The organism is Mycobacterium nebraskense, assembly GCF_002102255.1.
GTDB lineage: Bacteria > Actinomycetota > Actinomycetes > Mycobacteriales > Mycobacteriaceae > Mycobacterium > Mycobacterium nebraskense.
Window position 1 is genome coordinate 41616 of the sequence record NZ_LQPH01000066.1, and the last position, 17955, is coordinate 59570.

A 17955-nucleotide genomic window follows, 5' to 3' on the forward strand; every position below is an offset into this window, starting at 1 on the left:
GCTTGCGGGGGACGGAGCGATGAAGAGGAGCGGCGCATATGCCCGAGAGCCAAACGACGGAATACGACAAGCTTTTCATCGGCGGCAAGTGGACCGAGCCGTCGACCGACGAGGTGATCGAGGTGCGCTGCCCGGCCACCGGCGAGTATGTCGGCAAGGTGCCGCTGGCGGCGGCCGCCGACGTCGACGCCGCGGTCGCCGCGGCCCGCGCGGCCTTCGACAACGGACCCTGGCCCACGACGCCGCCCAAGGAGCGCGCGGCCGTGATCGCCAACGCGCTCAAGCTGATGGAGGAGCGCAAGGACCAGTTCACCCAGCTGCTCGCGGCCGAGACCGGCCAGCCGCCGACCGGTGTCGAAACCATGCACTGGATGAGCTCGATCGGGGCGCTGAACTTCTTCGCCGGCCCCGCCGTCGACCAGGTCAAGTGGAAAGAGATCCGCACCGGCGGCTACGGGCAGAGCATCGTCCATCGCGAGCCGATCGGCGTGGTGGGGGCGATCGTCGCATGGAACGTGCCCCTGTTCCTCGCCGTCAACAAGCTGGGCCCGGCCCTGCTGGCCGGCTGCACCGTGGTGCTCAAGCCGGCCGCCGAAACCCCGCTGAGCGCAAACCTTTTGGCGGAGGCCTTCACCGAGGCCGGCCTGCCCGAGGGCGTGCTGTCGGTGGTGCCCGGCGGGATCGAGACCGGCCAGGCGCTGACCTCCAACCCCGGCGTCGACCTCTTCTCCTTCACCGGCAGCTCGGCCGTCGGCAAGGAGATCGGCCGCCGTGCCGCGGAGATGCTCAAGCCGTGCACCCTGGAACTCGGCGGTAAGTCGGCGGCCATCGTCCTCGACGACGTCGACCTGGCCGCCGCCATCCCGATGCTGGTGTTCTCCGGGATCATGAACACCGGGCAGGCCTGTGTGGCGCAGACCCGCATCCTGGCCCCGCGTTCGCGGTACGACGAAATCGTGGATGCGGTAAGCGCTTTCGTGCAGGCGCTGCCGGTGGGGCTGCCGTCGGACCCGGCCGCCCAGATCGGTTCGCTGATCTCCGAGAAGCAACGCGCCCGGGTCGAGGGCTACATCGCCAAGGGCATCGAGGAGGGCGCGCGGCTGGTGTGCGGCGGCGGCCGCCCCGAGGGCCTGGACAGCGGCTTCTTCGTGCAGCCCACCGTCTTCGCCGACGTCGACAACAAGATGACGATCGCCCAGGAGGAGATCTTCGGGCCCGTGCTCAGCATCATCCCCTACGACACCGAGGAGGACGCGATCAAGATCGCCAACGACTCGGTGTACGGCCTGGCGGGCAGCGTGTGGACCACCGACATCGAGCGTGGCATCGCAGTCTCGGAGAAGATCCGCACCGGGACCTACGCCATCAACTGGTATGCCTTCGACCCCTGTTGCCCGTTCGGCGGTTACAAGAACTCCGGCATCGGCCGTGAGAACGGCCCCGAAGGTGTGGAGCACTTCACTCAGCAAAAGAGCGTGCTCATGCCGATGGGCCACACGATCGAGGGCTGACGCCCCACGCGCCGAGCGTGCACTCACCGCGAAGATCAGCAGAAATTCCGCGATGGATGCGGGTTCGGCGTTCCGCTCGGTAGCAACCTGGAATTATGTAAAACAGCATAGAAACCTGGTTGTTACACGTCCGTCAATCACGGTCGCAGGCATCGGGCAGCGACGTTTCCCGTGCGTCTGGATTTACATAGTCAATGAAACTTGCTTACTAGACCGCTGTCTTATATGCTTCTCAGCATAATTATCGGCGGCGCTTAGGCCGGGAGAGAATCATGTGGATCATCGAGCTGAACATCGGCGGCTATCAATTCACCCGCGAGATGCCCGACCTGAAGCACCGGACTTTCCGCTTCAGCCCGCGCAGCATGCATTGGCCGGTACTGCGGCATTCACACGCTGCGTGACGTTGGCCACGGGAGGCACGAGAGTGGCGACCACGAGCGAAACAGTGCAGGACCGCACCCCGACGAAGCGCGGCGGCACGCGCAAGAAGATGTTGGCCAGCGCCGCCGAGGTGATGCGTGAACGAGGCGCCGCGGGAGTGACCATCGATGCGGTGCTCGCCCGCAGCGGCGCGCCGCGCGGCTCCGTCTACTACCACTTCCCCGACGGCCGCAATCAGATCCTGATCGAGGCGCTGCGGTATTCCGGTGACTCCATCACCGCGATGATCGACGACGCGGCCGACCAGGGCGCCCGGGTGCTGCTGGGCAAGTTCGTCGAGTTCTGGGAGCGTCTGCTGACCGAGGGCGGCTTCAACGCCGGCTGCCCGGTGGTGGCCGCGGCAATCGGCTCGGACGACGACGATGCCACGCTTTCCGCCGAGGCCGGCGCCATCCTGGGCCGCTGGTGCGCCGCGTTGACCAGGGCGTTCACCCACGACGGCTTCGACGAACCCTGCGCCGCCTCGCTGGCGGTGATGTCGATCGCCGCCCTGGAAGGCGCCATCGTGCTGTCCCGCTCGACCGGCAGCATCGACCCGTTGCGCCAGGTCGGCGACCAGCTCGAATTCCTCATCAAGGCAAGGGAATTCGTGGTCCGCAACAAGATCGCGGAGTAATTCCTCAGTCGCTGGCCGGCAGCGGTTTGACCTCTTTGAGCTGCAGCGCGGTCTGCCCGACGCTCAGGCTCCCCGCGCCCGGTTTCGTCACCAGCACCTCGGCGCCGGTCTCGTCGACGTAGCGCTTGCCCATCACTGTGCCGTCGGCGAAGGCCGGGTCCAATTCACCCGAACGCTCGGCGCCTATCGGCACCATCGGCGCACCGCCACAACGCAAGTCGTCGAGGCTGTCGGCGCTCCTGACGACGATCACCTGCGTGTCACACACCTGGCTGGCCAGGCGGGTTCCGTTCTTGATCATGCACGTAGCCCTTCTAGCGTCTCGATGATCTCCCGGCGAAGTACCTTGCCGGTGGGGGTCGTGGGCAACTCGTCGCGAAAGACCACTCGGTCCGGGGTTCGCGACCCGCGCAAGCTTTTACGGACATGCTCGCGCAATTCCTCGGGATCCGGTTCCGCACCGGGGTGGGGCACCACCACCGCGACGATCGCCTGACCCCACTGCGCATCCTCGACGCCGACCACGGCGACGTCCCGCACGTGCGGGTGCTCAACCAAAACCTCTTCGAGCTCGGCGGGTGCGATGTTCTCGCCGCCGCGGATGATGGTGTCGTCGCTGCGCCCGCCGATGAACAGGTAGCCGTCCTCGTCGAGCATGGCGATGTCTTTGGTTGGGAACCAGCCGTTTTCGTCGAGCACCGAACCGATCCCGGTGTAGCGTCCGGAAACCTGTTCGCCACGTACGAACAGCTCACCGGTTTCCCCGGGGCCGAGCACGTTGCCGTCCTCGTCTCGAATCTCGATCTCGATGCCGGGCACCGGCTGCCCGACCGACGCCAGCCGCCTCGCCCACTTTTTCTGGTCGGGTCCCTCCGCGGCCTGCGCCGCCCGGTGGTCGTCGGGGGTCAGCACCGCGATGGTCGAGCTCGTCTCGGTCAGGCCGTAGGCGTTGACGAAGCCCACGTCGGGCAGCAGTTCGAGGGCCCGGCGGACCAGCGGCAGCCCGACCTTGGACCCGCCGTAGGCCAGGTTGCGCAGCGAGGGCAGCTCGTGGCCGTCGGCCTCCAGTGCCGCAACAATGCGGTCCAGCATGGTGGGCACCACGGTCGCGGTGGTCACGTTCTCGGCGTTGATCAGCCGAACCCATTCCTGCGCATCGAAATTCGGCAGGTAGACCATCTTGCGCCCGGCGTACAGGTTCGACAGCGCGGCGCCCACCCCGGCGATGTGATAGGGCGGCACGCAGATCAGCGCGGCGTCGCTCTCGGCGGCCGATTCGAACTCCACCGTGCCGGTCACGTAGCTGGTCAGGTTGTTGTGCGACAGTTCGACGGCCTTGGGTTGCGACGTGGTGCCCGAGGTGAACAGCACGATCGCGACCGAGTCCGGGTCGGGGAATTCGGCGGCCGGCTCGTTGTCGTGCGCGGCCGCCAGGAATTCGTCGGTGGTCATCAGCCGGCCGGTAGCGTCGCCGACCATGTCCCGGTAGCGGCTGTCGACGATCACCAGGGGGTCCGGCAGGCGCTCGATCAGCGCCTGGATGCCGTCGGCGGACAGCCGGTAATTGATCGGGGTGAAGGGCAGCCCGGCGCGTGCGGCCGCAAAGATCAGCACCGGCAGCATCGCGCCGCCGGTGCCCACGTAGGCCACGTGTCTGGCGTTCGATGCGGCGATCACACCGGCGCCGCCGTCGGCGAGATCGCTGAGCTGCTGGGTCGTCAGCCGCAGGCCTCCGGAAACCACGGCCGTGCGATCGGGATTGCTCGACGCGGCCATCTCCAGCAGCAACGAAATACTCACGCTTGCACTTTCTCGGGTATCAACACGTTACAAAGCTGACCAAAAGTGTCATGCCTGACTGTAGTTTAGATCACCCGGAGGCCGGAGACTGGGCCGCGCACTCAGCTGCCCGTCCAGCGCGGGGGGCGCTTCTCGGCGAAGGCGATCGCACCCTCTTTGGCGTCGTTGGACCCGAACACCGGAGCCAGGATGGTGTTCTGCTCGGCGAACATGGTGTCAGGGCTCCAGCCGCGGGACTCGACGATGATGCGCTTGGTGGCGGCCACCGCGAGCGGGCCGTTGGCGGCGATCTTCTCGGCCAGCGCGATCGCCTCGTCGAGCGCCTTGCCCGGCTCGGCCAACACGTTGACCAGCCCCAGCTCGTGCGCGCGCTCGGCCGGCAGGTTGTCACCGGTGAGCGCGAGCTCCATGGCTATCGCGGACGGGATGCGCTGCGGCAGCCGCAGCAGGCCACCGCCACCGGCGACCAGCCCGCGCTTGACCTCCGGGATGCCGAAAGCCGACTCCCTGGACGCGACGATCAGGTCGGTGGCCAAGGCGAGCTCGGTGCCGCCGGCCAGGGCGTAGCCCTCGACCGCCGCGATCAGCGGCTTGACGGGTGGACGCTCGGTGAAGCCCATGCCGCGGCCTTCGACGATGGGGAGTTCGCCGCGCGCGAAGGCCTTGAGGTCCATGCCCGCGCAGAACGATCCGCCGGCGCCGGTGAGGATGCCCACCGAAAGACCCGGGTCGCCGTCGAGCCGGTCGACGGCCTCGGCCAGTCCGTTGGCCACCGCGGCGTTGACCGCGTTCTTGGCCTTGGGCCGGTTGATCGTGATGATCAGGATCCGATCCCGTTGTTCAACCAGGACTTCGGGTTCGTTGGCTTCTTCGCTCACGTGCCGCACAGCTCCTTCGGATAGGGGTGGCTGCTATCGGAGAAGATGGTAGCGGTCGGCGGAAATGGCGTTAACTTCCCCCGAGATTCCCGTTTCCGCAGGACGTGGTTGGTGACCGGGCGACGCCTCTCAGGCCGGCGCCATCGCGGCTTCGACGACGGTCAGCTCTTCGGAAAGACCTGCGGCCCTGCGTATTTCGATGAAGTCGGCGACCATGGCCTCGGTCACCTCATGCGGGTCCTTGAGCGTGGCGCCGTCGGACAGCACCGAGATGTTGAGCTGATCGACGTAACTCCACACGGTGATGTTGAGGCCGCTGCCGGCCGTCAGCGGGCCCACCGAATAGATCTCGGTGACCAGCGCCCCGCCGACCCGGCCGCGCTCGCGAGGTCCGGGAACGTTGGAGATGTTCAGGTTGAGGAGCCCGTTGTGCCCGTCACGGCCGGACGCCCACCGGAAGAAGGCCTGGGTGGGCGCGGGTGGCATGTAGGCCGCCCAGCGGCTGACCAGCTCCGGTCCCATCAGCTGGTTGCTTTCCTTGGCGGCGATGGCGTTCTCGTGGCTGCACCGCACCCGCTCCAGCGGATCGTCGGAATCGGTCGGCAGGCCCACCAGCACGCCGGTGAAGCGATTGCCGGAGATCCGCTCGGGCGAGAAGTCGAAACTCATCGGCACCGACGCCAGCAGGGGCTCGGCCTGGCCGTCGTAGCGCAGGAGCAACGTCCGGAGCGCTCCCGCCGACATGGCGAGCACCATGTCGTTGATCGTCGCCCCCAGCCGCTTGCCGGTCTCCTTGACGTCGGCCAGCGCCAGGGTGGCGGTGGCGAACCTGCGCTCGGGCGTGATCTTGTGGTTCATGAAAGTCGGAGGCGGCTCGAATGGCCGGCTCAACTCCGGTGACAGCTTGCGTGAGCTGCGGCGGACCCGGCCCAGCCCCTGGGCGGTGTAGCGGATCGTCGCGGGGATCCGCCCGACGTGGCGCAGGTGATCGGCGAACGCCGAACCCATCAGCTGCCGGGTGGTGGGCGCCGGGTCGCACACGTACGGGCCGCCGTCGGGCCCGGGCTGCAGGTCCATGCCGCGGGCCATCAGGTTCGCCGAGGCGACGCCGTCGGCGAGCGCGTGGTGGATCTTGCCCACCACCGCGATCCGGTGGTTCGCCAGGCCCTCGATGAAGTACATCTCCCACAGCGGGTGGGTGCGGTCCAACGGCGTGCTGGCGATGCGCCCGATGGCCTCGTCCAACTCGCGCCGGCCGCCCGGTGCGGGCAGCCGCCACGGGCGGATGTGGTACTCGAGGTCGAGCTCGCAGTTTTCCCGCCACATCGGATGGTGCAGCTTGAACGGGATCTCGACCAGCTGGTAGCAGAACGGCTCGAGCTTGTTCAGGCGGCCACGGATGACTTCGCGGAACGCGTCGATGTCGAAGTCATGCCGATCGGAATCGAGTTCGATCACAGCGGCTTTGATGGTGTGCATGTGCACATTCGGCGTCTCGCTGTAGAGCAAGACCGCATCCCACCCGCTCAGCCGTTTCACCGCTGCCCCATACCCATAAAGGGACCATACTCAGCAGCGGCAGCTCAGATAACCTCTTTGGTCGCGTTGGTCTTGGTGCGATAAACCTGGTTGAGGAACAGCGAAGTCGCGTGCGCCGCCGCGCCCGCCCGCTCCCCGTCGATGAGGTCGTACCCGTGGCCCGCGCCGGGCAACTCCAGATAGCCGACCATCGAATGCGAGACCGCCCGCATCCGGTCGACGAAGCTGCGCGCCTGCTCGACGGGGATGACGCTGTCCTTGCTGCCGTGAATCACCAAGAACGGCGGCGCATTTCGGTGCACGCGCGCCATCGGCGACGCGTCGCGGAACACCTCGGGGTGGCGGGCGATCCGTCGCTTGACCACCACGCGCTCCAAGAAGTCGACGAACCGGTCCCGCTCCGGAGTCGAGCGGTCCTCCCAGTCGTAGCGACCGTAGATGCCGACCACCGCGTCCACCGAGGTGTTGGCGCCCTCGGGCAGGTTTGCGTGGTACTGGGCATCGTCGGGGGTCAGCCCGGCCAGTGCGGACAGGTGGCCGCCGGCCGAACAACCCGCCACCGCGACGAAATCGCGGTCACCGCCGAACTTGTCGACGTTGGCGCGCGCCCAGGCGATGGCGGTCTTGACGTCGATGATGTGCCGCGGCCAGCGGTGATGCGGGGCGACGCGGTAGTCGATCGCCAGGCACACCCAGCCCTGCTCGGCCAGCCGGGACATCAGGGCGGAGCCCTGACCCATGGCCTTGCCGTGCACCCAGGCCCCGCCCGGGACGAAGATCAGCACCGGCGCGGGTTGCGCGGGCAGATCCTTGCGGCGCCAGACGTCGAGCACTTGCGCGCGGTGGTCCCCGTAGTGGACGGCGCGACGGTGGAGGTAGCGGCGCTGACGCATCGCGTCCCAAATCGGCGGCGTCCGTAGCGCCGCGGGCCACCCCAGTTCGAGGTCTGCGGCCGCCACGATCCCCCGCAGGGCCGCGACGGAGACGTCCTGGATGCTCTCCCGGTCCCGGCGAGGGGTCTCGTCGGCGGGCGACGGCTGCCGAGGTTTGGTCATCCCGGAGAAGAAGTCGGGGGCGTGCCGGGCACCCCATATGCCCATCGCGGTGAGGCCGCCCAGCGGCTCGAGGTGCTTACCGACCACCGGCAGCGAAGCACCCGCGACGCTCAAGGCGAGCGCATAGTCGCCGGGATGCGCCCGCAGCAACCATTTCGCGCACGATGTCATAGTCGGCCTCCTTGCCGTCGTGTGAGGGCAGCGTACCCCCGGTCCCACGCCCGAAACTGACGTTTGCGTCGAAGCGACCTCCGACATCGAAATGACATCCGACCCGCGATTGCCCCGCGAGGATCCGTCCTGCTCTACGCAGCGGCAGGGTTTGCTATTCGGGTGAAAAACGGCCGGTCACGACACGCTCACAGCGCCGCCAGGCACGCGATCACCCTGCCGCCGATCAGGCGAACACCGGTCAGCGTCAGACCCACGTGCGCGGCGAGCGCGGCGGCACTGTCCACACCGACCGATGCCCAGCGGAACCAGGGTCCGACCTCGCACGCGGACTCCAGGCGGACCCAGCGCGAACGAATGCCGATGTTCTCGGCGTCGAACTCGGCCACGCACCGCCCGCCCCGAGCCAGCAACTCGGCGGCCCGAGCCAGGATGCGGCACGGGTCTCCGCCGAGGCCGACGTTGCCGTCGACCAGCAATACCGTCTGCCAATGACCCATCGCGGGCAGCGGGTCGAACACATCGCCCAGCAGGACCGGCGCGCCGCCGCGGCCCGCCAACCGGATCGCGGCCACGGAGCGATCGATGCCCAGGGCCGGTATCCCCCGCTGAATCAGCCGGGCCACCAACCGGCCCGGCCCGCACCCCAACTCGATCGTCGGCCCGGTGCACATCTGCGTGACGGCTTCGTCGAAGTCTTCGTCGAAGGCGCCGCCAGATCCATCACCGGGACAGACGTCCTCGGGACATCGCACGCCCAACCAGCGGTGCGCCGGCAGCGGCCGCAGCTCGCCGTCATCGTGGCGAATCCAACATCGCTCGCCGCCGAGTGCGCGATCATAAAGATGCCCCAGCATTCACGTCCCTCGCGTCCTGCCCGACCGGGCGCCCCAAGCTCGGTCCCGGTAAGGGACGTTGCGACGACGAAAGCAACAGCGTGCACGCTGACGCGTGCCGCGCTCGCCAGCATTCCACCGATACCCCGATCTTTGAACAGCTAATCCAACGCCTTTGGAGTACGCGCCCGGGGGCGGAATGGTTCACTGGCGATCCGCTTCGGCAGAAGTCCCTTCCCACATGGGTTCTCACTGATCAGTTGGTGCCGGCCACGTTGCCACCCGATGTCTGAGCCGCCGCATATCACTGATACCAGGGCCCCCGGTGTTCCGCGTCGGTGATACTGATGCGGTGCCGAACACCGATGTTCACCCTGACCTGCAACGGATCGCCCGTTTCGCGCCGCGCCGACTCGTCGGTCCCCGGACCCTGCCGATCATGCGGGTGGGGATGGCATTGCGAGGGCGCCTGGGTAAGCCCGTCCGCGATGTCGAGGTGATCACCCTTGCTTCGGGGGCCGGTGTTCGGCTGTTCCGGCCAGTCGGCGTGGCCGAACCCACCCCCGCGCTGCTGTGGATCCACGGGGGCGGATACGTGATCGGCACCGCCCAGCAGGACGACCGGCTCTGCAGCGGGTTCAGCCGGCGGCTGGGCATCACGGTCGCGTCGGTGGAATATCGCCTGGCGCCCGAACATCCGTATCCCGCGCCGCTGGAAGACTGCTATTCGGCGTTGACCTGGCTGGCCGGATTGCCGTCCGTGGACCGCTACCGGGTGGCCATCGGCGGCGCGAGCGCCGGCGGTGGCCTGGCCGCGGCCCTGGCCCTGCTGGCCCGCGACCGGGCCGAGGTGAGCCCCGCGTTTCAGCTGCTGACCTATCCGATGCTCGACGACCGCAGCTCGGCCACCGCCCACAATTCGAACTATCGGCTGTGGGACAACCGCAGCAATCAGTTCGGCTGGGCGGCGTACCTCCGCGGCGCCGACCCGCAGGTCGCCGTGCCGGGGCGGCGCGAAGACCTGAGCGGGCTGCCGCCGGCCTGGATCGGTGTCGGCACGCACGACTTGTTCCACGACGAGGACCTGGCCTACGCCGAGCGCCTCACGGCCGCCGGGGTGCCGTGCCAGGTCGAGACCGTTCCGGGCGCCTTCCACGGCTTCGACCTCATCGTGCCCAAAGCGCAAGTGTCGCAGCGGTTTTTCGACAACCAGTGCGGCATTTTGCGCGCCGCGCTCGCCATCGCGCCGTGATCGCCGTTCACATCGCGAAGTAAACGAGCTCGCCGCCGATGATGGTGGCCGCCACCATGCCGGCGTCCAGCTCGGCCAGCGCCGTCGCCGGCGGCTCGCTGAGCACACAGAGGTCCGCCGGCTCTCCGACCGCAACGGCCCGAGCCCGGCCGGGCCGGTCCGACCGCCCCAGGAACATCGTCAAAGCCGCTCGGGCGGAGACACATTCGTTGGCGTTGAGGACGGTGCCGCTGGGGGTGGTGCGGTAGACGGCGGCGCGCATCGCCGTCCAGGGGTCGCCGTGGCCGAACGGCATGTCGGTGGAGAGCGCCACCGGCACCGTGGCCTTGAGTAGGGAGGCGACCCGCCACAGGTGACCGTGCTCGTCGCTCGGGACATCGGCGAGGTAGTGATCGCCGCGCTCGGCGACGAAGTTGGGCTGCGTCACCACCGTGACCCGGAGGTCGGCCAGGTCGGCCAGGTTGTCGTCGGGCACGACGGCGGCGTGTTCGATGCGGTCCTGCGGATGGCTGCCGGCCGCCCGCAGGGCGGCGATGGTGACCACGAGTTGGGCCGCGGTCACGCAGTGCACGGCCACCGGCCGGTCCGCGTCGTGGTGGCCGGCGATCCAGTCCGTCAGGGCGTCCAGGTCGAGGCGGTCGTCGTGCAGGATCTTCTTGCCCGGGGACAGGAAAGTCGGCCGTGGCCGAAACTCGCCGCGCCGGTGCGCCACCACCAGCGACACCAGGTCATCGGCGTCGAGGTCGGGGGTGGCGTCGGTGACGCCGGTGACGCCGGTCGCGGTGATTCGCCGGCTCAATTCCGCGAGGTCGCTTTCGCGCTGCTGCAGCAGGTCCGACCAGCCGTGGTCCGCGCTGCGCAGGCGGCCGTCGGGATGTTCGGCCAGCCCGACCCGGCCCAGCGCCTCGGAGTTGAGGATCCACAGCGCACCGCTGCGGTGCTGGATACGCACCGGGACGGTGCGGACCATGGCGTCGAGGGCGGTCCGGTCCAGGTCGCCGGCGACCGACTCGTGGTACCCGACGGCGCGAATCCACCCGTCGGGGCCGGGCGTCGCATTCGAGAGCAGTTGTTGCAGTTCGGTTTTGGTGCTGACCCCGGGTGGCCCGACGAGGAACGAATCCAGCGCGGAGGCCGCCGACCGCACGTGCACGTGGTGGTCGTGCAGGCCCGGCAGGACGGTTCCCCCGCCGGCATACAGCACGCCCTCGCCGCGCTCGGCGACCAGGCCATCGCCCATCGCGTCGATCCGCTCGCCGACCCGGATATCGGTGGTGGTGCCGTCCAGCAGCGTCGCGCCCCGAATCAGCATGGCAAACAACCCCGTTCGGTCACCATGCGGCGCACCGCCTCGTTGTCGGCACCCAGCGCTGCCGCCGGCCGGCCCGTCGCCGGGGGCGGCGGGGGCGGCGCGGGCCGGTTCGCGACCGACGCCTGCGTCGGCAGCGCCGCATAACCGGCGGCGACGGCGGCCATCGAAACCTCGATCAGCTCGCCGCCACCGCGGCCCAGCGATTCGGCCACCACCCGGGTCGCCTCCAGCCCGGTCAGGGGGTCGGCGATGGCATCGCCGCAGAACACCGGCCCATCGGCCGCGACGCCGACGAGGCCGCCTGCCACCGCGGCGTCGTCGCCGAACGCCGGCCTGCCGTCGGCATACCCTTTGATGCGCAACCAGATTCGTCCCTCACCCGGCTCGACGTCGTCCGGGCCGAGCCTTCGCCGCGTCAGCGCCGCGGGGCGCGACCCCTCGATCACGACGTCGGCGACAGCGAGCAGCTCGCGCAACTCGTCGGCTTGAGCTTCGAAATCGACACAGTACGAGAGCTTTTGACCGTTCATCCAGTCGAAGAAACCCCGGTTGCCCCCTCGGGTGCCATCCGGGCGGCCCGGGCTCTCGACTTTGACGACGGTCGCTCCGGCGCGGGCCAGCAGCTGTCCACACAGCGGGCCCGCCCACATGGAGGACAGGTCGGCGACCAGTAGGCCGGCGACGTCGCGCGCCGGCCCGCGGACGCCCCGGGGCCGTATTCGCGGCGCTGTGGCCGTGGCTTCGCCCAGGCACGCCGCAGGAATGTCGAGTAGGGTCGCGCGTTCGATCATCGCGGAGCGTGGTTGCGTTGCGGCCCAGCGCTGCAACGTCGGCCAGGGGTCGCCGGCCACGTCATCGGCCTGCACCAGCGCGGGGACGGCCGCGGCGTCCTCGGGGCGCGACAGCGTGATCGCGCACCAGCCGTCGGCGGCGGCCAGCAACCGGGTGGCGCCACCGGCGGACACCCGGCCGCGGCGGGTCAGGCCCAGCAATGCGGCCCGCCCGGCCAACAGGCCGGCGGCGTCGATGGTGGTGCCCAAGCCCTCGGCGACGGCCGCGGCCAACCCCTGGGCGTGGGCCAGCACGTTCGCGCGGGAGAAGTCGGGCGGCCCGTCCGGCAGGCCGGTCAGGTAGGCCAGCCCGCTACTCCCCCACATCGACGTAGCCGAGCTCACGCCCCCCATTGTGCTCGTGGCGCACCGTTAGAACTGCAGCGCGCTGAATCGCCAGTCCAGCACCGCGCGGTCCGGGCCGCCCGCCGGGCTGACGGCGTAGACCAGCGACCGCAGCCCCAAGACGCCCCCGTGGTCGGTCGGCTCGGCGGACTCGACGCGCAGCTCGCTGTACAACGTGTCACCCTCGTGGACGGGACCGGTGTGATCGCAGGACTTCCAGCCCAGCACCGTCACCAGATTGGGCAGCATCCTGCTCGCCTGTGCGAGGGCCAGCCCGATGGTATGCCCGCCATACACCAGCCTTTGCCCGCCGAACCGCGAATCATGATGCGTGGCAGCAATATTCAGGGTGAGGCGGGCGAGCTCGGGCGCGCTGCTGACGACGTCACCGGTGCTGTGCAGCACCGCGCCGGCCAGGCCGGGGTCGAAATGCGGACCGGGCACCTTGTCCCGGAACACCCCGCCGTCCCAGTGCGCGGTCGGGTCGTGGGCCGGGCCGGGCACGTCGACGCCGACGGTGGACAGGTCGTCGTGCGGCGCCGCTGAGTCCGCTTGAGCGGGCTGCCAGTCCGGGCTGGCCGGCAGCATCGCGCACCGGTAGAAGTCGAGGACCAGCCGATCGGCCTGGTCGATGGTGGTCATCCGCAGCGCCGCCATCCCCGTCGGCGCCCTACCCGGCTTGAGCGAATTGGCCTGCAGCCCGACCACTTCGGTGCGGGTGTAGACGGTGTCGCCAACGACGGGGAACCGGTGGAACACGAGGCCGCGGTAGAACAAATTGGCCTTGACCCGCTGGGTTACCAGCGTCGACTGCCCGATCGCCACGTCGCATACCAGCGCCGGGTGCGCCAGCGGTCCCGGCACACCGGTCACGGCGGTGCTCAGAACGGCGTCCAGCGCCAGCCGCAGCCGATCGCCCACGATCGCCTGGTGGGCGGCGGCCAATCCCGAGGACAGCGTCGTCGCCGGCGCCCAGTCGAAGACCTGACCGATCGAGAGATCGTCGAAGTACGGCCCGCCGGCACGGATCCGCGCATACCCGTCACTAGTCACAACGCCACATGCTGGCAGGCTGTGGAATCGGGGGTCAACGCTGGAGGGTGTTCGCAGGTGAATGACGAAGAAGAGATGCTGGTCGCCACGGTGCGGGCGTTCATCGACCGCGACGTCAAGCCGACCGTCCGCGAGGTCGAGCACGCCAATACCTATCCCGAGGCGTGGATCGAGCAGATGAAGCGGATCGGCATCTACGGCCTGGCCATTCCCGAGGAATACGGCGGATCGCCGGTGTCCATGCCGTGCTACGTGCGGGTCACCGAGGAGCTGGCCCGCGGCTGGATGAGCCTGGCCGGCGCGATGGGCGGGCACACCGTGGTGGCCAAGCTCCTGACGCTGTTCGGGACCGACGAACAGAAGCGCGGCTACCTGCCGGCGATGGCGACCGGCGAGCTGCGGGCCACCATGGCGCTGACGGAACCGGGCGGCGGCTCGGACCTGCAGAACATGACGACGACGGCGCTACCGGACGGTTCCGGCGGATTGCGGATCAACGGTGCCAAGACGTGGATCAGCAATGCGCGGCGGTCCGGGCTGATCGCCCTGCTGTGCAAGACCGATCCGAATGCCGCGCCGCGCCACCGGGGCATCTCGATCGTGCTGGTCCAGCACGGGCCCGGCCTGACGGTGTCGCGGGACCTGCCCAAGCTGGGCTACAAGGGCGTCGAGTCCTGCGAGCTGTCCTTCGACGACTTCTCGGCACCCGAGTCGGCGGTGCTGGGCGCCCGGATGGGCGAAGGCTTTTCGCAAATGATGACGGGGCTCGAGACGGGCCGCATCCAGGTGGCCGCCCGGGCACTGGGCGTGGGCACGGCGGCGCTCGAGGACGCGCTGGCCTATGCGCAGCAACGGGAAAGCTTCGGCCGGCCGATCTGGAAGCATCAGTCGGTCGGCAACTACCTGGCGGACATGGCGACCAAACTGACCGCCGCCCGTCAGCTCACCCGCTATGCCGCCGAACGCTACGACAGCGGCGAACGCTGCGACATGGAAGCCGGCATGGCCAAACTGTTCGCCTCCGAAGTGGCGATGGAAATCGCCCTGAACGCCGTGCGGATTCACGGCGGCTACGGCTACTCGTGCGAATACGACGTGGAACGCTACTTCCGTGACGCGCCCCTGATGATCGTCGGCGAAGGCACCAACGAGATTCAGCGCAACGTGATCGCCGCGCAGCTCGTCGCGCGGGGCGGCATCTGAGCGCGCGTCCGAATGTGCGGGCTTGGCGCCGGGGCGTGCTGTATCCTTGCCTGACTTCTGCCACCAGCAAAGCGGTGCGGGAGCAAAAGTTACTGCAACGAAAGAAAGTCGGCTGCCATGAGTTATCCCCAAGGGCCGTACGAAGGCTCCCCGGAATGGCAGGGTCAGCCGCCGCCTTGGCAGGGCCAGCAGCCGGGTTGGCCGGGCCAGCAGCCGGGATGGCAGGCGCCGCAACCGGGCTGGCAAGGCCAGCCGGAGCCGGAGAACTACCTCGTCTGGGCCATCCTGTGCACCGTGCTGTGCTGTCTGCCGATCGGAATCGTGTCGATCGTGTACTCCACCAAGGTGTCCGGACTGTGGTCCCAAGGGCGGTACGCCGAGGCCCAGGCGGCCGCCGACAGCGCCAAGAAGTGGGCCATCATCGGCGCCATCGTCGGCGCAGTGTTCGCGGTGATCATGGTGATCCTGTACGTCGCCATCGGCGTGATCGCCGTCTCGAACCTACCGTCGACCACGAGCACCACGTATTCGGGCTTCTGACAACGCTTTAGGTGTAAGTCGCGTCGACCAGGCCCCAGGCCAACGCGGTCTGCGCGTCGATGGTGCGGCCGGACAGCACGAGATAGGCGGTGCGCCACCGGCCGATCCGGCGGGTGACACTGAGCGTCCCGCCGGCACCGGGGATCAGCCCCAGCTGCAGTTCGGGTAGCCCGAACACCGAATCGTCGCATGCGACCACCCATCCGCAGAACGCCGCCATCTCCAGCCCGCTGCCCAGCACGCGGCCGTGCACGTCCGCCTTGCAGGCGCGGCCAAGACGGGCGGTGAGCGCGTCGATCACCAGGGCGGGGCTGTGCCGGGTGCGGGCCAGGTGCGCGCTCGCCGGATCGGCGAAGGTGCCGAATTCGGCAAGGTCTCCGCCGCTACAGAACGACGGTCCGTTGCCGCTCAACACGATCCCGGTCACCGACGGGTCCAGTTGCGCGACGGTCAGCGCCTCCAGCAGCGCGGCCCTGGCGTCGGTGGAAAACGCGTTGTGGCGCTGCGGTCGGTTGAACGCGATGCGCAGCGTGTCGCCGTCGCGCTCGGCCCGCACCGGGTCGGTGATGTCGGGCAGCGGGGCCGGACCGCGTTCGGTCAGCCAGCGCGCGAACTCGGGGCCGGCCTGCAAAGTCGAGTAGGCCAGCGACTCGGCCACCACCGCGGGCAGCGCCGGGCCGCCCGGGTCCACCCCGCGCAACACGTCGTCACAGATGCTGCTGGCGTGCGGCCACCGGTGGCAGCGGGCCGTCAGCTCGGCGAGCGCGTCGGGCACCGAATCGACGGTGACGACCCGGCGATCGTCGCAGCGGTCCTCGGTCAGGGTGAAAGTCGCTGTCTCGAGCCAGGATTCGGAACGAGCGAGGTCAGCGGCACAGCCGTGTGCCACGATCACGCCCGGCGGTGACGCGGGGCCGGCATCCGGCGGTCTGGACAGGTCCACTACCCGGAGCATGGATCAAACCGAGTATTTCTCGATCAGTCCGTTCTTGTAGAGCTTGCCGGTGTCGGTGCGCGGAAGCTGCGCCTCGAACGCGATCGATCGCGGACACTTATAGTGCGCCAACCGATCTCGCAGCCACGCCAGCAGCTCGTCGGCGAACTCGTCGGTGGCGTCGGCCTCCTCGACGGTCTGCACGGCCGCCAGCACGCGCTGCCCCATCTCGTCGTCGGGAACCCCGAACACGGCCGCGTCCAGCACCTTCGGGTGGGTGACCAGAAGGTTCTCGGTTTCCTGCGGGTAGATGTTCACCCCGCCCGAGATGATCATGTGGTGGCGCCTGTCGGTCAGGTAGAGGTAACCCTCTTCGTCCACATAGCCGACGTCGCCGACGGTCACCCAGCCGTGGGTGTCCCGGGACGCCGCCGTCTTCGCCGCATCGTTGAGGTACTCGAAGGAATAGCCACCCGCGAAGTAGATTTCGCCGGCCTGTCCCGGCGGCAACTCGTTACCGTTCTCGTCCAGGATGTGGATCTCGCACGCCATCGGCTTGCCGACCGAGCCCGGATGCGCCAGCCACTCCTCGGCGCTGATCAGCGTCGAGCCGATCGCCTCGGAGGAGGCGTAGTACTCGTCGATGATCGGCCCCCACCAGTCCATCATCTGCTGCTTGATCTCCACCGGGCACGGCGCCGCCGCGTGCATCACCCACTGAAGGCTGGACAGGTCATACGAATTACGCACCGCCTCAGGCAGTTTCAGCATCCGGGTGAACATGGCCGGGACGAACTGGCCGTGCGTGACGCGGTGGCGCTGGATGGCATCGAGGCAGCCTTCGGGATCGAATTTCTCCAACACCACCGTGGTGACCCCGCCGGCCTGCGCGCTCATCGACCACACCGACGGCGCGGTGTGATACAGCGGCGCCGGGCTCAGATAGATCGAATCCGGGTTCATCCAGAAGCTGACCAGCGCCGACATCATGCCGGGCGCCTCGGCCGGCGGCACGTGCGGCAATTCGCGTTTGATGCCCTTGGGCCGGCCGGTGGTGCCCGACGAATACTGCAGCAGGTCGCCTTCCCGTTCGTCGTCGATCGGCGTATCGGGTTGGTCGGCAACACATTGCGGGTAGCGCTGCCAGCCCTCGAGATCGTCGTCGGCGATCATCAGCAGCTCGGGCAAGCCGCCCGGCAAGTGCTCGGCCAGGTTCTCGCAGGTCTTGCGCAACGCCGCCGACCCGATGATCGCCTTGGCGGCGCTGTTGTCGACGATGTAGGCCGCCTCGGCCGCGGTGAGGTGGGTGTTGATCGGCACGTAGTACAGACCGCTGCGACGCGCCGCCCACATGACCGCGTGCATGTGTTCGTTGTTCTCCATGAGGATCGCGACGGCGTCGCCCTCGGCCAGGCCGGCCCGCCGGAAATAGTGCGCCAGCCGGTTGGCCCGCGCCTCCAGCTCATCGAAGGTGATGACCGTGCCGGACGGGTGAAGAATGACGGCGGGCTTACCGGCGCCGAGATACTCACGAATCTGCATGCGCAGACTGTACCGCCGAAAAACTTGACGGGTGTCAAGTGGTCGTGGTCAACCCTGGCGAGCACGGCGACCGCGCGGTTGAGCACCGGGCATG

17 protein-coding genes are annotated in these 17955 nt (G+C 68.7%); 6 read left to right on the top strand and 11 right to left on the bottom strand.

The window, feature by feature from the left end:
• The first annotated feature begins 38 nt into the window (after nucleotides 1-38).
• The 3 genes from AWC17_RS06570 (at nucleotide 39) to AWC17_RS06575 (ending at nucleotide 2571) form a co-directional block, all read left to right on the top strand.
• Complete coding sequence (locus AWC17_RS06570; RefSeq protein ID WP_085164439.1) at nucleotides 39-1511, top strand: aldehyde dehydrogenase; 1473 nt, start codon at nucleotides 39-41, stop codon at nucleotides 1509-1511.
• Between the two features lie 272 nt (nucleotides 1512-1783).
• On the top strand, nucleotides 1784-1915 hold the full coding sequence (locus tag AWC17_RS33800; protein ID WP_264055584.1) for a hypothetical protein: 132 nt from the start codon (nucleotides 1784-1786) through the stop codon (nucleotides 1913-1915).
• Between the two features lie 89 nt (nucleotides 1916-2004).
• Complete coding sequence (locus tag AWC17_RS06575; RefSeq protein ID WP_046184632.1) at nucleotides 2005-2571, top strand: TetR/AcrR family transcriptional regulator; 567 nt, start codon at nucleotides 2005-2007, stop codon at nucleotides 2569-2571.
• A 4-nt stretch (nucleotides 2572-2575) separates the two neighbouring features.
• Here AWC17_RS06575 and AWC17_RS06580 read toward each other — a convergent pair whose 3' ends face one another.
• From AWC17_RS06580 to AWC17_RS06605, 6 genes are all read right to left on the bottom strand, one after another.
• Nucleotides 2576-2872, bottom strand: a complete 297-nt coding sequence (locus AWC17_RS06580) for a hypothetical protein (protein ID WP_046184624.1) — start codon at nucleotides 2870-2872, stop codon at nucleotides 2576-2578.
• A complete protein-coding gene (locus AWC17_RS06585; protein WP_046184625.1) occupies nucleotides 2869-4371 on the bottom strand; it encodes a class I adenylate-forming enzyme family protein in 1503 nt (500 codons plus the stop codon). The genes AWC17_RS06580 and AWC17_RS06585 overlap by 4 nt, the downstream gene beginning before the upstream one ends.
• A 101-nt stretch (nucleotides 4372-4472) precedes the next feature.
• Entirely contained in the window at nucleotides 4473-5258 is a 786-nt protein-coding gene (locus tag AWC17_RS06590; RefSeq protein WP_141224525.1) for a crotonase/enoyl-CoA hydratase family protein, read from the bottom strand.
• Between the two features lie 120 nt (nucleotides 5259-5378).
• Entirely contained in the window at nucleotides 5379-6788 is a 1410-nt protein-coding gene (locus tag AWC17_RS06595; protein WP_046184626.1) for a WS/DGAT/MGAT family O-acyltransferase, read from the bottom strand.
• A gap of 44 nt (nucleotides 6789-6832) precedes the next feature.
• Complete coding sequence (locus AWC17_RS06600; protein WP_046184627.1) at nucleotides 6833-8014, bottom strand: alpha/beta hydrolase; 1182 nt, start codon at nucleotides 8012-8014, stop codon at nucleotides 6833-6835.
• A 188-nt stretch (nucleotides 8015-8202) separates the two neighbouring features.
• Nucleotides 8203-8871 carry a class I SAM-dependent methyltransferase gene (locus AWC17_RS06605; protein ID WP_046184628.1) on the bottom strand — a complete coding sequence of 223 codons (669 nt, stop codon included), beginning with the start codon at nucleotides 8869-8871 and terminating at the stop codon, nucleotides 8203-8205.
• A gap of 331 nt (nucleotides 8872-9202) precedes the next feature.
• Here AWC17_RS06605 and AWC17_RS06610 point away from each other — a divergent pair, with 331 nt between their 5' ends.
• Entirely contained in the window at nucleotides 9203-10102 is a 900-nt protein-coding gene (locus AWC17_RS06610) for an alpha/beta hydrolase (RefSeq protein ID WP_046184634.1), read from the top strand.
• A gap of 7 nt (nucleotides 10103-10109) precedes the next feature.
• Here AWC17_RS06610 and AWC17_RS06615 read toward each other — a convergent pair whose 3' ends face one another.
• From AWC17_RS06615 to AWC17_RS06625, 3 genes are read right to left on the bottom strand one after another with little or no spacing between them, the layout of a single operon-like run.
• The gene (locus tag AWC17_RS06615; protein WP_046184629.1) at nucleotides 10110-11414 is read right to left on the bottom strand and encodes an amidohydrolase family protein; all 1305 of its coding nucleotides are present in this window, start codon (nucleotides 11412-11414) and stop codon (nucleotides 10110-10112) included.
• On the bottom strand, nucleotides 11408-12598 hold the full coding sequence (locus AWC17_RS06620; protein WP_082147594.1) for a CoA transferase: 1191 nt from the start codon (nucleotides 12596-12598) through the stop codon (nucleotides 11408-11410). Before AWC17_RS06620 ends, AWC17_RS06615 begins: the two co-directional genes overlap by 7 nt.
• Nucleotides 12599-12616: 18 nt before the next feature.
• The gene (locus AWC17_RS06625; RefSeq protein WP_046186020.1) at nucleotides 12617-13642 is read right to left on the bottom strand and encodes a MaoC family dehydratase; all 1026 of its coding nucleotides are present in this window, start codon (nucleotides 13640-13642) and stop codon (nucleotides 12617-12619) included.
• Between the two features lie 57 nt (nucleotides 13643-13699).
• On the opposite strand from AWC17_RS06625, the gene AWC17_RS06630 reads away from it, so the two are divergent.
• The gene (locus AWC17_RS06630; protein WP_046186019.1) at nucleotides 13700-14845 is read left to right on the top strand and encodes an acyl-CoA dehydrogenase family protein; all 1146 of its coding nucleotides are present in this window, start codon (nucleotides 13700-13702) and stop codon (nucleotides 14843-14845) included.
• A gap of 117 nt (nucleotides 14846-14962) precedes the next feature.
• Nucleotides 14963-15385: a CD225/dispanin family protein gene (locus tag AWC17_RS06635; protein WP_046186018.1), complete on the top strand. Its 423-nt coding sequence runs from the start codon at nucleotides 14963-14965 to the stop codon at nucleotides 15383-15385.
• Between the two features lie 7 nt (nucleotides 15386-15392).
• Here AWC17_RS06635 and AWC17_RS06640 read toward each other — a convergent pair whose 3' ends face one another.
• Nucleotides 15393-16340 (bottom strand): enoyl-CoA hydratase/isomerase family protein, encoded by a 948-nt coding sequence (locus AWC17_RS06640; protein ID WP_046186017.1) that lies wholly within the window; start codon nucleotides 16338-16340, stop codon nucleotides 15393-15395.
• Between the two features lie 3 nt (nucleotides 16341-16343).
• On the bottom strand, nucleotides 16344-17861 hold the full coding sequence (gene fadD4 / locus AWC17_RS06645) for a fatty-acid--CoA ligase FadD4 (RefSeq protein ID WP_046186016.1): 1518 nt from the start codon (nucleotides 17859-17861) through the stop codon (nucleotides 16344-16346).
• Between the last annotated feature and the right edge of the window lie 94 nt (nucleotides 17862-17955).